The following is a 13,966-nucleotide window of genomic DNA, read 5'->3' on the forward strand; positions in this document are numbered from 1 at the left end:
GCGGGAGACCCCCCCGGCCCACGGGTCAGGACAGGGCCTCGTGCAGCGCGGCGAGACGACGGCGCCGGTCCGCGCGAATCCCGAGGGCCGTCTCCAGGTCGACCTCCACGAACCTCGTCCGGGTACGCGGCGCGGACTGCGCGACGACGTCGAGGTCACCGGAGATCACCGTCGCGACCATCATGTAGCCGCCGCCGGACACCGCGTCGCGGTGCAGCACGATCGGCTCCACCCCGCCCGGCACCTGGATCGAGCCGATCGGGTACGGCGCGTCCACGATGTTCGACGGGTCCTGCCCGGCCCCGAACGGCGGCTCCCGGTCGACGGTCTCCAGCTCGCCGCCGCCGTAGCGGAACCCCATCCGGTCCGCGACCGGCGTCAGCGTCCACGTCGTGTCCAGGAACGTGGCGCGGCCCTTGTCGGTCAGCCGGTGGTCGTAGAGCCCCATCACGACCCGCACCTCGACGTCCTTGGACAGCACCGGCCGCAGCTCGGAGGGCACCACGAGCCCGGCCCGCCCCGTGCCGCCGGAGCCGACCGGCAGCACGTCGCCCGCGGCGATCGGGCGCCCGTCCACCCCGCCGAGCGAGCCGATCACGTAGGTGGCTCGGCTACCCAGGTCGACGCGGGTGTCCAAGCCGCCGGACACGGCCAGGTAGGCCCGCGCGCCGTCGGTCAGGTAGGCGAAGTCGAGCACGTCGCCGTCGGCGACCTCGAAGGACTCCCACAGCGGCCGGTCCGACCCGTTGACCCGCGGCGCGATCCCCGCGCCGGTCACCGCGACCACGGCCGGGCCGGTGAACGCCAGCTCCGGGCCCATGTAGACGATCTCGAGCGCGGCGTCGTCGGCGGCGTTGCCGACGAGGCCGTTCGCCGCGGCCAGCGAGTACTGGTCCAGCGCGCCCGAGGGCGGGATGCCCAGGTGGTAGTAGCCGGAACGGCCGCCGTCCTGGATCGTCGTGGACAGGCCCGGCTTGCGGACCTCGATCGTCGTGGCGCTCATGCCAGGACCTCCAGCAGCCGCTTGTTGTAGCCGTCCGGGTCGTCCAGGAACGGCTGCAGGTCGAAGTCGACGTCCGGCGCGGTGATCCGGTACTGCCCCGCCTCGGCCTTCGCCTCCAGGTCGTCGTACTCGTCGCGGTCGATCGGCCGGAACTTGACCATGTCGCCGGAGCGCATGAACACCTTGTGCTCGGTGAAGTCCGGCTTCGTCTGGCGCGGGTCGTAGATCGGGGCCGGGGTGATGCCGAACATCTGGTAGCCGCCGGCGCCGCGCACCGAGTAGATGCAGGAGAAGCAGCCGCCGTAGCCGACGGTCTGCTTCGGGGTGTCGGTCCGTGGGCGCACGTACTTCGGCACGATGATCTGCCGCTCCCGGGGCACCATCTGGTACTTGAACGGGAGCCCGGCGACGAACCCGACCATCGAGGTGAACCACGGCGAGCCGGAGTGCGCGGCGATGAACTCCTCGACGCTGCCGTAGCCGTTGATCCGGGCCGCGTACTCGATGTCGGTGGCGTCCGGGTCCTGGTGGCGGTCCCGGAAGCGCATCAGCGTCTCGGTGGTCCACGGGTCCTGGTAGAGCACCGGGATCTCGACGACCCGGCAGGGCAGGGTGACGCCGAGGGCATCGCCCACGCGGGTCTCGATGTCCTTGAGGTGGGCCAGCAGCGTGTGCGGCTCGAGGACGTCGGGGTCGTAACGGACCTGGTAGGACGCGTTCGCCGGACAGATCTCCAGGATCCCCTCCGGGCGCTCGTCGCGCAGCAGGCTGGTGATCGCGACGGCCTTGAAGTTGGCCTGCAGGCTCATCTCCTCGGCCAGCTCGACGAACACGAACTCGTCGCCGCCCCAGCTGTAGCGGGCACTCATGCGTTCTCCCCTCGGGTAGCCAGCCACTGTTCCAACGTCCCGGTGTGGAAGTCCGCGGAGGCGAACCAGTCCTGGTCGAGCAGCTCGGCGAACAGCCCGGCGGTGGTCGGGATGCCGGAGACGGAGAACTCGGCCAGTGCCCGCCGCGACCGTGCGATCGCCTCGGTCCGGTCCGAGCCCCAGACGATCACCTTCGCCAGCAGCGAGTCGTAGTAGGGCGGGACCTTGCCGTCGGGCTCCAGCCAGGTGTCGCACCGCACCCACGGACCCGACGGCAGCGTCACCCGCCCGACGTTCCCGGGCGAGGGCAGGAAGTCCTTCTCCGGGTCCTCGGCGCACACCCGGAACTCCAGCGCGTGCCCGCGCCGGACGATGTCGTCCTGGGCGAACCGCAGCGGCTCCCCGGCGGCGATGCGCAGCTGCTCGGCGACCAGGTCGACACCGGTGACCAGCTCGGTCGTCGGGTGCTCGACCTGGATCCGAGTGTTCATCTCAATGAAGAAGAACTCTCCGGTCTCGTCGTCGACGAGGAACTCGACCGTCCCCGCGCTGCGGTAGCCGGCCTCGCGGCACAGCGAGACCGCCGCGGCGGTCATCGCGTCCCGGGTCTGCGCGGAGATCCCGGGCGATACGGCCTCCTCGACGACCTTCTGCCGTCGCCGCTGCAGCGAGCACTCCCGTTCGAACAGGTGCACCGCGTCGGTGCCGTCGCCGAGTACCTGCACCTCGACGTGCCGGGCGCGGGTGACGAAGCGCTCCAGGTACATCGTGCCGTCGCCGAACGCCTTCAACGCCTCGTTCGACGCCTGCCCGAACGCCGTGCGCAGCGCCTCCGCGTCGTCGACGACGCGGATCCCCCGCCCACCGCCGCCGGCCGCGGCCTTGAGCATCACCGGATAGCCGACGTCGTCGGCGGCGGCCACCGCGCCGTCGGCGTCGGCCACTCCCCCGGGTGTGCCCGGCACCGTCGGGACCCCGGCGGCGCGGGCGACCTCGCGGGCCGCGACCTTGTCGCCCATCCGCTCGATCGTCGCCGCGTCCGGGCCGACGAACGTCAGCCCGGCGTCGGCGACCGCGGCCGCGAACGAGGCCCGCTCGGAGAGGAACCCGTACCCGGGATGGACGGCGTCGGCTCCGGTGTCCTTCGCCGCGGCCAGGATCGCGTCGGCGACCAGGTAGCTCTTCGACGCCGCCGACGGCCCGATCCCGACCGCGACGTCGGCCAGCCGGGTGTGCAGGGCGTCGGCGTCGGCCTCGCTGTGCACCGCGACCGTGGAGATGCCCAGGTCGCGGGCGGCTCGGATGATCCGGACGGCGATCTCGCCGCGGTTGGCGACGAGCAGGCGTCTCATCCGGTCTCCACCACCGCGACCGGCTGCCCGGCGTCGACCTCGGCCTCGTCGTCGACCAGGAACTCCACCAGCGTCCCCGCCGCTCCGGCCGGGATCTGGTGGAAGGACTTCATGACCTCGACGAGCCCGACGGACTGGTCCTCCGTCACCGTCGCACCGTCCTCGGCGAACGGCGGGCTACCGGGGTCGGGACGGCGGTAGAAGACGCCGGGGATCGGCGAGACGACCTCGTGACGCGGCAACTGAAGGCTCCTTGCAGTGGGGAACGGGGCGGGTGGGGAACGGGGCGGGTGGGAAAGGGGTCAGGTGAGGTGCGGGGTCAGGTGAGGTGCGGTGCGAGGGCGTCGTGCACGGCGCGGGCCAGCTCGACGGCGTTCGGGGTGTCGGAGTGGACGCAGACGCAGTCCGCCCGGACCGGCAGCTCCTTGCCGTTGACCGAGGTCGCCTTCCCCTCGGTGACGGCGCGGACCGCGCCCGCCGCCGAGGTCTGCGGGTCGAACGCCTCGTGCACCCGGGTGATGATCAGCGAGCCGTCGTCGCGATAGTCGAGGTCGGCGTAGTACTCCGAGATGAACCCGGCCCTCCGGTCGCCCCAGACCTTCTCGTGCACGGTGCCGGCCATGCCCATCAGCGGGGCGTCGAACACGTCGGCGGCGTCGGCCAGCGCGGCCGCCACCTCCTCGTCGCGCGCGGCCATCCCGTAGAGCGAGCCGTGCGCCTTGACGTGGTTGAGCTCCATGCCCTCGGCGCGGAGGAACCCCGACAGCGCGCCGATCTGGTAGACGCAGGCGGCGGTCAACTCGTCGCGGTCGAGCTTCATCTCGCGCCGGCCGAACCCCTCCTTGTCCGGCAGCGACGGGTGCGCGCCGACCTTGACGCCGTGCGCCTTGGCCAGGCGCACGGTCTGGGTCATCACGCGCGGGTCCGAGGCGTGGAACCCGCACGCGACGTTGGCGACGGTCACGAACGGCATCAGCCCCTCGTCGTCGCCGCAGTGGTAGATGCCGAACGACTCGCCCATGTCGCAGTTGATGGCCACCATGAGGTCTCGTCCCCTTCCGATCGCGGGTTGGCAGGCAGTCTGGCGTGTCCGCCGGGTGCGTGTCAGCCGCCCGCCGCACGAATCGCCCGCCACACGGCCTCCGGGGTGGCGGGCATGTCCACGTGGGTCACCCCGAGGTGGGCGACGGCGTCGATCACCGCGTTGACCACCGCCGGCGACGAGCCGATCGCTCCGGACTCGCCGATCCCCTTGACGCCCATCGGGTTCGTCGGTGACGGGGTGACCTGCTGGTCGAGCTCGAAGAACGGCAGGTCGGTCGCCGCGGGGATCGTGTAGGAGGCCAGCGTGCCCGCGGTCGGGTTGCCGTCGGCGTCGAACGTGGCCTGCTCGTAGAGCGCCTGCCCGATGCCCTGTGCGATGCCGCCGTGCAGCTGCCCCTCGACGATCGTCGGGTTCACGATGACCCCGCAGTCATCGACGGCGACGTAGCGGCGGATCCGGGTGAAGCCGGTCTCGGTGTCGACCTCGGTCACGCAGATGTGCGTGCCGAAGGGCCAGGTGAAGTTCGGCGGGTCGAACGCGTGGTCCGCGGTGAGGTTGGGCTCCATGCCCTCGGGCAGGTCCGCGGCCAGTGCCGCCGCGCCCGCGACCTCCTGGATCGTCACCCCCGGCCCGGACGTCCCGGTGACCGAGAACCGACCGCCGGTGAAGTCCAGGTCCTTCTCGTCGGCCTCCAGCAGGTGCGCGGCGATCGTCGTCGCCTTGGCCAGCACCTTTCCCGCGGCCAGGTGCACCGCCACCCCGCCGACCGGCAGGCTGCGCGAGCCGTAGGTGTCGCGGCCGAACGGGGCGACGAGGGTGTCGCCGTGCAGCACCTCGATGTCGTCGGGGTGCACGCCGAGCGAGTCCGCGACGATCTGCGACCAGGCGGTCTCGTGGCCCTGCCCGTGCGGCGACGTGCCGGTGACGACCTCGACCTTGCCGCTGGTGGTCATCCGGACCGTGGCCTGCTCCCAGCCGCCGGACTGCAGCCGCACCCCGGCCGCGACCTTCGACGGCGACAGCCCGCCGGACTCGGTGAAGTTCCCGATCCCGATGCCGATCTGCACCGGGTCGCCCGAGTCGCGACGCCGCGCCTGCTCGTCGCGCAGCGCGTCGTAGTCGACGAGCTCCATCGCCCGGCGCATGCAGGCCTCGTAGTCGCCGGAGTCGTACTGGACCCCGGACGGCACGGTGCGCGGCTCCAGGAACCTCGGGTGCACATTGCGCAGGCGCAGCTGTGCGGGGTCCATCGCCAGCTCGCGGGCCAGGTCGTCCATGATCCGCTCGTGGGCGTAGGCGGCCTCGGAACGCCCGGCGCCGCGGTAGGCGTCGGTCGGGGTGAGGTTGGTGAACACGCCCTTGCACTCGAAGGAGTACGAGCCGAAGTCGTAGAGCCCGCAGTAGGTGAACGCACCGAACACGGCGATGCCCGGGGTGAGCAGCTGCAGGTAGGCGCCCATGTCGGCGAGCAGCTCCACCTTCATCCCGAGGATCTTCCCGTCCCGGGTCGCCGCCACCGCCATCCGCTGGACCTGCCCGCGGCCGTGCGTGGTGCCCTGGTGGTGCTCGGAGCGGGTCTCGGTCCACTTGACCGGCTTGCCGAGGCGCCGGGCCAGGACGAGCGCGAGCGCCTCCTCGGCGTAGACGTTGAGCTTCGCTCCGAACCCGCCGCCGACGTCCGGGGCGACGACGCGCAGCTTCGTGTCCGAGACCCCGCAGATCGCGGCCAGGATGTCGCGGACGAAGTGCGGCACCTGCGTGGAGGTGTAGACGGTGAACCCGCCGCCGACCGGGTCCGGCGTCACCACGACCGCGCGCGGCTCCATCGGAGACGGGATCACCCGCTGCTGCAGGTAACGCCCCCGTACGACGACGTCGGCCTCGGCGAACGCGGCGTCGACGTCGCCGGTGGCCAGCGGCCAGGTGTAGCAGTGGTTCGTGCCCAGCTCCTCGTGCGCGAGCGGGCTGCCGGGCTCCATCGCGGCCTCGATGTCCACCACGGCCGGCAGCGGCGTGTAGTCGACGTCGATCAGGTCGACGGCGTCGCGCGCGGCGTTGGCGTCGCGGGCCAGCACCACGGCGACCCCGTCGCCGACGTGCGAGACCACCGCGGTGGCCAGCGGCATGTGGTCCGGGATCTTGATGTCCTCGGTCACCGGCCACCCGCAGGGGATGCCGGCGAGGAACTCGCCGGCCACGTCCTCACCGGTCAGCACGGCGACGACGCCCGGGTGCGCCTGCGCGGCCGACACGTCGATCCGGTCGATGCGTGCGTGCGGCAACGGGCTGCGCAGCACCGCCAGGTGCAGGGTCCCGGCGGGGGTGATGTCGTCGACCCACGTCCCCCGCCCGGTCAGCAGGGCCGGGTCCTCCTTGCGCAGCATGGACGTGCCGACGTAACGCTCCGCGGTCTGGGTCACCAGGTCTCATTTCCTTGCCGGGCGGATCAGTTGTGGCGACAGCGTGATCCAGCACACCGCCCAGCGGTAGTGTCCGGATCGTCGGTTTCGGGACGATGACATGGACGTTCCGTCCAGGTCCGGGCCGTCGGGACGGGGGAGCACGATGCCGATCACGCTGCGGGACCTGGTGACGGACCGCACCCTCGGACTCCGGTCCGTCTGTCCCTCCGCAGATCTGGATCGCGAGGTGGGGTGGGTGCACAGCAGCGAGCTGCCGGACCCCGCGCCCTATCTGGACGGTGGCGAGCTGCTGCTCACCACCGGTCTCGGTCCCGACGCGGCCGGCCCGGCCCGCTACGTCGCGGGTCTGGCCCGGCACGGGCTGGTGGGGCTCGGGTTCGGCACCGGGCTGGGGCACGACGCGATCCCCGACGAGGTCGTCCGCGCCTGCGCCGGGCACGGTCTCGCGCTGCTGGAGATCCCCGAGCGGACGCCGTTCATCGCCATCACCAAGGCGGTGTCGGCGTCACTGGCCGCGGACTCCTACGCCCAGGTCGTGCGCACCGACGAGGCCCAGCGCGCGCTGACCGCCGCCGCGCTCGGAAGGTCGGGCACCAGCCGGGTGTTGCGCGGCCTGGCCGGCCGCCTGGGTGCGTGGGTCCTGGTCTCCGACGCCGACGGGGCCGTCCGGCACGCCGCCCCGCGCACGGCCGGGCGTCGCGCCGAGGCGCTGCTGCCCGAGATCGACCGGGTGCGGGCGCACCGCAACCCGACCAGCGTCACGGTGGCGGTGAACGGCGGGCAGGTGGTGCTGCAACCGATCCGGCTGCCCGGCTCGGGCGCGGTGCTCGTGGTCGGGCGGGACCGGGCGTTCTCGCCGGTGGACCGGCAGGTGATCGGGTCGGCGGTGTCGGTGCTGACGCTGCTGCACTCGCGCACGTCGGCGGTCGGGCGGGCCGAGCGACGGCTGCGGACCGCGCTGCTGCGGCTGATGGTCGACGGTCCCGCCCAGGAGGCGCGGGAGATCGCCGGGGAGTTGTGGGGTCCGCTGCCCGGCGCCGGGGCCCGGGTCGTGGTGCTGCGCAGGCGGTCCGGCTCGACCCGCGAGCTGCTCGACGTCCTGGAGTCGGTGGCCGCGCGCTCCGGGCCGCTGTTCTTCGGCGCGCTGGACGACGTCGTCGTGGCCGTCGTCGCCGCCGACGCCGGGGAGCCGGTCACCGCACTGGCCGGGCCGCGCCCGGACGTGCGGGCGGGTGTCTCGGACCCGGTCGACGACATCGGTGTGGGCCTGCGCCAGGCCCGGCAGGCCCTCGACGCGGGGGCGCACCGGGGCAACCGGCTCGTCCGGTTCGGGGAGCTGGCCGGGGAGGGCCTGCGCAGCCTCGTCCCGGACGCCGACGCCGCCGCGTTCGCGGAGTCCCTCCTGCGCCCGCTGGTCACCCACGACGCCCACGGCCGCGGTGACCTCGTCCGCTCGCTGCGCGAGTGGCTGGCCCACCACGGGCAGTGGGACCCCGCGGCGACCCGGCTCGGCGTGCACCGGCACACCCTGCGGGCGCGGATGGACAGGGTCGCCTCGCTCCTCGGACGCGACCTCGACTCCCCCGGCGTGCGCTCCGAGCTGTGGTTCGCCCTGCAGGTCGACGCGACTTGACCTGAAGCCGACTTCAGCTCCTACGTTCGCCTCGGACGGCGCGGACCGCGCCGCGGACGGAACGAGGACATCGTGACCGCACTGCAGAACGACTCGACCCCCATCCGCCTGGCCGTGATCATCGGCAGCGTCCGCACCGGACGGTTCGGCCCGACCGTCGCCCGCTGGTTCACCGGCACCCTGGGCGGGAACCCGGACGTCGAGACCGACCTGATCGACCTGGCCGACGTGAACCTCTCCCCCGCGCTCGACGGCAACCCGGACGACCCCCACGCCCCCACCGGAGCGCTGCGGGCGCGGCTGGCCGCCGCGGATGCGTTCGTCGTCGTGACCCCGGAGTACAACCACAGCTACCCGGCCGGGCTGAAGACGGCGATCGACTCGTTCTCCGTCGAGTGGCAGGCCAAGCCGGTCGGGTTCGTCAGCTACGGCGGCATCTCCGGCGGCCTGCGCGCCGTCGAGCACCTGCGTCCGGTGTTCGTCGAGCTGCACGCCGCGCCGGTCCGCGACGGCGTCAGCTTCGCGAACTTCTGGAGCGCCTTCGACGAGGACGGCCGGGTCGCCGACGACCGCCCCGCCGGCGCGGCGAAGGTGCTCACCGACCAGCTGGTGTGGTGGGGCCGCGCGCTGCGCGAGGCCCGCGCCCGGCACCCCTACGGATCATGAGCGGCACCAGGGTGACGGCGGCGCGGCGACGGCTGCTCCTAGGCTGGTCGTCGTGTCCGCCACCCGTCTGCTCGTCCTCGGTGTGGTGCGCGGCTACGGCCGCGCGCACGGCTACCGGATCGGCACCGACCTGCTGGCCTGGGAGGCCGACCGGTGGGCGAACGTCAAGTGGGGGTCGATCTACCACGCTCTGGCCGCGCTGACCCGCTCCGGCTCGTTGCTCGACCACGTCGGCGTGCGGGGCCGGACCGAGTACGAGCTCACCGAGCGCGGCGAGGCCGAGTTCTCCCGGCTGCTGCGCACGGCGCTGCGGGTCCCGGACCGGCACACCGACCAGCTCGGCGCGGCGTTGGCGTTCCTGCCCTCGCTCCCCCGCGGGGAGGCGATCGCGCTGCTGCACGAGCGGCTCGCCAGCTGCGAGGAGGCGGAGCGGTCGGCGATCGAGCGGCGGGACGGATGGGACTGGCCGCCGCACGTCCGGGAGCTGTTCGGGCTGTGGGCCGGTGACGCGACCGGTGGCGCGGAGTGGGCGCGGGGGCTGATCGGGCGCCTGGAGTCGGGCGAGTACGCGATGGACGGTGAGCCGGGGTCGCCCGGCCCGCCGGGGAGCTGGCCGAAGCTGGTCGAGGAGCGTGCGGACGCCGGGGAATAGGCTGCGGGGGCCGATAGTTCAAACTTGAGCCCCGATCCCCCAGACGCCGAGGTGCTCATGAGCCGTTCCGGCCCGCCGGACACGACCCGCCCCGACCCCGTGCTCATCTTCACCCCGCAGGACCCGCCCCGCACCGGCGAGCTGCACCTCGACGGGACCCCGGTCCCCCTGCTCGACGCGCTGCCGGACCTGGTCGCCCGCGACGACGTCTGGGGTGCGGTCACCGCGCTCGCCCTGGACGTCGTCGCCCGCGGCGCCCTCGTCCCCGGCGTCTCCCCCGCCGGCTTCGACGCCTGGGCCGCCGATCTCGACGACGCCGACGACGTCCGGCTGCGCCGCCTGGCCGCCGACGATCCGGGCGATCTCCGTGCGTTCTGCGACGCCGTCGCCGACACCCTCCCGCGGTCCGGCGACGACCACGGCGCCTACGCCGGGAACGACGTCGTCCGCCTCGGCCGGGACGGCACGGCGCAGGGCACGACCGAGGCGGTCCGGCTCTCGCTGCGGATCGAGTCCGGCGCCGCCGACGCCCTCGACGGTCCTGCGGACGCCGTCGACACCGACTCCGGGACCGGTGCCGCCGGAGCCGGCTCCCGGCCGGTCGTCCGGGCGGTACTGCAGGTCCATGCATCGGGCCTGGTCACCGACGCCGCCGCGCTCTGGGAGGGGCCGGTCTCCGGCTTCGCGCCGCGCCACCGGGTCGTGACGGCGCTGGCGCTGCGCCGGGCCGCACAGCTGTGGCCGCCGCTGGAGCGGCTGCTCAGCGCCGCCGTCCCCGGCGCGCTCGACCTCGACGACACCGACCTCGCCGACCTGCTGGCCTCCGGCGTCGCCGCGCTGGCCTCCGGCGGCGTGGCCGTGCACTGGCCCCGGGGTCTGCGCGACGGCCTGCGTCCGAGGATCGTCGCCGGTCGCGAGGACGACGGCGCGGGGGCGGGCCTGCTCGACGGCACCGGATCGGTCGCCCTGGACTGGCAGCTCGCCCTGCGCGGGGACCCGCTGACCGTCTCCGAGTACGAGACGCTCGCCTCCGCGGCGTCGCCGCTGGTCCGGCTGCGCGACGAGTGGGTGCTCGTCGACCCGGCGACGGCCCGGCGGGCGGCGCGGAGCGGGGGGCCCGAGCAGGTGCCCGCGGTCCGGGCGATCGCGGCGGCGCTGGCCGGGGAGCTGCTCGTCGACGGCGTCGCGGTCCCGGTGACGGCACAGGGCGGGCTCGAGCGGCTGCGCGACGTGCTGGCCTCGGCGCCGGAGGCGCTGCCCGAGCCGCCCGGGCTGGCCGCCGAGCTGCGCGCCTACCAGCGCCAGGGCCTGGGCTGGCTGGCCCGGATGGTGGACGCGGGCCTCGGCGGCTGCCTGGCCGACGACATGGGGCTCGGCAAGACGATCACCGTGATCGCGCTGCACCTGCACCGGCGGACGCTGGTCGAGGGCGACACGCTGGTCGTGTGCCCGGCGTCGGTGATGCCGAACTGGGAACGCGAGATCCGCCGCTTCGCCCCCGGCGTGCCGGTCACCCGCTTCCACGGCGCCGGGCGCTCCGCCGGCGTCGGGACCGGCGGGATCCTCCTGACCACCTACGGCACGCTGCGCGCGGACCCGGAGCCCCTGGCCGGGCGGCACTGGGACCTGGTCGTCGCCGACGAGGCCCAGTACGTGAAGAACGCCCGCTCGGACACCGCCCACGCGCTGCGCACCGTCCCGGCGACGGCGCGGGTCGCGCTGAGCGGCACGCCCGTGCAGAACCGGCTGGCCGACCTGTGGGCGATCCTGGACTGGACGACGCCCGGCCTGCTCGGCGGCCGTACCGAGTTCGCCCGCCGCTGGTCCGACCCGATCGAGTCCGCCGATCCGGGGACGGCCGCCGCGGCGACCGACCGGCTGGCCCGGCTCGTCGGGCCGTTCCTGCTGCGCCGGCGCAAGACCGACCCCGGCGTCGCCCCGGACCTGCCCGCCCGCACCGTCACCGACCGACCGGTCGGCCTGACCCGCGAGCAGGCCGGGCTCTACACCGCCGCCCTCGACGCGGCGACCGGTGAGCTCGCCGGACGCGCCGGGGTCGCCCGGCACGGAGCGATCGGCGCGCTGCTCACCGCGCTCAAGCAGATCTGCAACCACCCCGCCCACTACCTCGGCGAGTCCGGCGACGACGTCGTCCTCGACGGCCGTTCCGGCAAGCTCGACGCCCTGGACGCGCTGCTGGACCGGATACTCGACGCCGACGAGCGCACCCTGGTGTTCACCCAGTACGTGACGATGGCCCAGCTGCTGGAGCTGCACCTGCGCCGTCGCGGGACCGACGCGGCGATCCTGCACGGCGGATTGACCCTGGCGGCGAGGACCGCGCTCGTCGACCGGTTCCAGGCCGGAGAGCTGCCGGTGCTGCTGCTCTCGCTCACCGCGGCCGGTACCGGGCTGAACCTGACCCGCGCCGACCATGTCGTGCACTACGACCGCTGGTGGAACCCGGCCGTGGAGGACCAGGCCACCGACCGCGCGCACCGGATCGGGCGCGTCCGGCCGGTGCACGTGCACCGTCTCGTCGCGGAGGGAACGCTGGAGGACCGCATCGCCGCCCTGCTGGAACGCAAACGCGCCCTGTCCGACTCGGTGCTGGCCCGCGGCGAGGACGCCCTGACCGGCCTGTCCGACGACCAGCTCGCCGAGCTCGTCGCGCTCACCGCCGAACCCGCCGACGGCTCCGACCTGGCCGGCTCTGCGGCCGGGGTGTCCCGGTGAGCGCCGCGCGGGGGTTCTCCGCGTTCGCGGCGCGGAGCGGGAACGCCGTCCGGGGCCGGTCGTGGTGGGCGCGGGCCTGGGTCGCCGCCGTCGAGGACACCTCGCTCGACCACTCGGCGCTGCGCCGCTCGCGGAAGGTCGCGGGCTCGGGACGGGTCGGGCCGATCACGGTCTCCCCCGGCCGTCTGGCCGCCGCCGTCGACGACCCGGACGCCCCCGACGGGCTGCACGCCTCCGTCGCACTCGCGGTCCTGGGCGACGAGGAGTGGTCGCGGCTGCTCGAGCAGGTCGCGGCCGAGTCGGGGCATCTGGCGGCGCTGCTGTCCGGGGAGGTGCCGCGCGCGCTGGTGCAGGCCGCGGACGCCGCCGGGGTGGCGCTGCTGCCCGACATCGGGGACCTGGACCCGGAGTGCGACTGCCCGGACTGGGGCAACCCCTGCGTCCACGCCGGGGCGCTCTGCTACCAGGCCGCGTGGCTGCTCGACGAGGACCCGTTCGTCCTCCTGCTGCTGCGCGGGCGGGACCGCGAGGAGATCGTCGCGGCCCTCACCGCGGGCCCGGTCTCCTCGGCGCAGGACACCGGGCCGCCCGGTGAGGACCGCCTCGCCGCGCTGGTCGAACGGGCCGCCGGCCGGGCCCGCGCGTTGCTGGCCGGATCCCGCGTCCCATGATCGGCGGACGGGCGGCGATCGACGACAGGGGTGTCGCGGATCGCCGCCGATCCGCTGATCACGCTCCGGGGGCGTGGGAGGTGGGTCGCTGCTCCGCCGGCGCGGGGCGGGCGGGGGATTGCGATGATCCCGGCGTGCCGTCACCGTCGCGACGGGCCCGCGGGTGACCGCCGGTCAGGTCCTGCTGCTGTTCCTCGCCGGGATCGGGGCCGGGCTGTCCGGGTCGATCGCCGGGCTGGCGTCGCTGTTCTCCTACCCGGCGCTGCTCGCGGTCGGGCTGCCCGCGACCAGCGCGAACGTCACGAACACCGTCGCGCTGCTGTTCAACAGCGTCGGGTCGGTCACCGGGTCACGCCCGGAGCTGACCGGGCTCGGGCCGATGGTCCGGCGGTTCGCGGTGCTGTCCGTGGTCGGCGGCGCGGCCGGGGCCGGGCTGCTGCTCGTCACGCCCGACGGCGGCTTCGAGAAGATCGTCCCGTTCCTGGTCGGCGGCGCGTCGGTGGTCCTGCTGGCCTCGCCGTGGATCCGGACCGCCGCCGCGGAGGGACCGCGCCGCGACGGGCCGTGGGTCCTGGCCGCGATGACGGCCGTCGCGGTCTACGGGGGCTACTTCGGCGCCGCCGCCGGGGTGCTGCTGCTCGCCCTGCTCTCGATCTCGCAGCCGCTGACGCTGCTGCAGTCCAACGCGGTCAAGAACGTGCTGCTCGGACTCGCGAACGGCGTCGCCGCGATCGGGTTCGCGCTGTTCGGCGACGTCGTGTGGACGGCGGTGCTCCCGCTGGCCGCGGGGCTGCTGATCGGCGGCTGGACCGGCCCGGCCATCGCCCGCCGCGTCCCCACCACCCTGCTGCGGGCCGGGATCGCGATCGCGGGCCTCGGGCTGGCCGTGAAGCTCTTCGCCGACGCCTGGTGAGGA

At 74.2% G+C, this 13,966-nt stretch carries 12 protein-coding genes; 6 read left to right on the forward strand and 6 right to left on the reverse strand.

Going from position 1 to position 13,966, the window contains the following annotated elements:
* Nucleotides 1–25: 25 nt before the first annotated feature.
* From EV383_RS16520 to EV383_RS16545, 6 genes are all read right to left on the reverse strand, one after another.
* The gene (locus EV383_RS16520; RefSeq protein WP_130290742.1) at nt 26–1,003 is read right to left on the reverse strand and encodes a 5-oxoprolinase subunit C family protein; all 978 of its coding nucleotides are present in this window, start codon (nt 1,001–1,003) and stop codon (nt 26–28) included.
* The gene (locus EV383_RS16525) at nt 1,000–1,872 is read right to left on the reverse strand and encodes a 5-oxoprolinase subunit B family protein (protein WP_130290743.1); all 873 of its coding nucleotides are present in this window, start codon (nt 1,870–1,872) and stop codon (nt 1,000–1,002) included. The genes EV383_RS16520 and EV383_RS16525 overlap by 4 nt, the downstream gene beginning before the upstream one ends.
* Nucleotides 1,869–3,224 (reverse strand): acetyl-CoA carboxylase biotin carboxylase subunit, encoded by a 1,356-nt coding sequence (locus EV383_RS16530; protein ID WP_130290744.1) that lies wholly within the window; start codon nt 3,222–3,224, stop codon nt 1,869–1,871. The genes EV383_RS16525 and EV383_RS16530 overlap by 4 nt, the downstream gene beginning before the upstream one ends.
* Entirely contained in the window at nt 3,221–3,466 is a 246-nt protein-coding gene (locus EV383_RS16535; protein ID WP_130290745.1) for an acetyl-CoA carboxylase, read from the reverse strand. The genes EV383_RS16530 and EV383_RS16535 overlap by 4 nt, the downstream gene beginning before the upstream one ends.
* 77 nt (nt 3,467–3,543) lie before the next feature.
* On the reverse strand, nt 3,544–4,266 hold the full coding sequence (gene pxpA, locus EV383_RS16540; protein WP_130290746.1) for a 5-oxoprolinase subunit PxpA: 723 nt from the start codon (nt 4,264–4,266) through the stop codon (nt 3,544–3,546).
* A gap of 62 nt (nt 4,267–4,328) precedes the next feature.
* Nucleotides 4,329–6,689, reverse strand: coding sequence for a xanthine dehydrogenase family protein molybdopterin-binding subunit (locus EV383_RS16545; protein WP_242623142.1), 2,361 nt, complete (start codon nt 6,687–6,689; stop codon nt 4,329–4,331).
* A 145-nt stretch (nt 6,690–6,834) separates the two neighbouring features.
* Between EV383_RS16545 and EV383_RS16550 the strand changes: the two genes are divergently transcribed.
* The 6 genes from EV383_RS16550 to EV383_RS16575 all read left to right on the forward strand — a co-directional run bounded on the left by EV383_RS16550 (nt 6,835) and on the right by EV383_RS16575 (nt 13,963).
* The gene (locus EV383_RS16550; RefSeq protein WP_278044836.1) at nt 6,835–8,325 is read left to right on the forward strand and encodes a PucR family transcriptional regulator; all 1,491 of its coding nucleotides are present in this window, start codon (nt 6,835–6,837) and stop codon (nt 8,323–8,325) included.
* A gap of 69 nt (nt 8,326–8,394) precedes the next feature.
* On the forward strand, nt 8,395–8,991 hold the full coding sequence (locus EV383_RS16555; protein ID WP_130290747.1) for an NADPH-dependent FMN reductase: 597 nt from the start codon (nt 8,395–8,397) through the stop codon (nt 8,989–8,991).
* A 52-nt stretch (nt 8,992–9,043) separates the two neighbouring features.
* Nucleotides 9,044–9,643 (forward strand): PadR family transcriptional regulator, encoded by a 600-nt coding sequence (locus tag EV383_RS16560; protein ID WP_130290748.1) that lies wholly within the window; start codon nt 9,044–9,046, stop codon nt 9,641–9,643.
* 57 nt (nt 9,644–9,700) lie between these two features.
* Nucleotides 9,701–12,379 (forward strand): DEAD/DEAH box helicase, encoded by a 2,679-nt coding sequence (locus EV383_RS16565; protein WP_130290749.1) that lies wholly within the window; start codon nt 9,701–9,703, stop codon nt 12,377–12,379.
* Nucleotides 12,376–13,050, forward strand: a complete 675-nt coding sequence (locus EV383_RS16570) for an SWIM zinc finger family protein (RefSeq protein WP_130290750.1) — start codon at nt 12,376–12,378, stop codon at nt 13,048–13,050. Before EV383_RS16565 ends, EV383_RS16570 begins: the two co-directional genes overlap by 4 nt.
* Before the next feature lie 163 nt (nt 13,051–13,213).
* Nucleotides 13,214–13,963: a sulfite exporter TauE/SafE family protein gene (locus EV383_RS16575; RefSeq protein ID WP_130290751.1), complete on the forward strand. Its 750-nt coding sequence runs from the start codon at nt 13,214–13,216 to the stop codon at nt 13,961–13,963.
* The last annotated feature ends 3 nt before the right edge of the window (nt 13,964–13,966 follow it).

It is taken from the genome of Pseudonocardia sediminis, assembly GCF_004217185.1.
GTDB classification, from domain to species: domain Bacteria; phylum Actinomycetota; class Actinomycetes; order Mycobacteriales; family Pseudonocardiaceae; genus Pseudonocardia; species Pseudonocardia sediminis.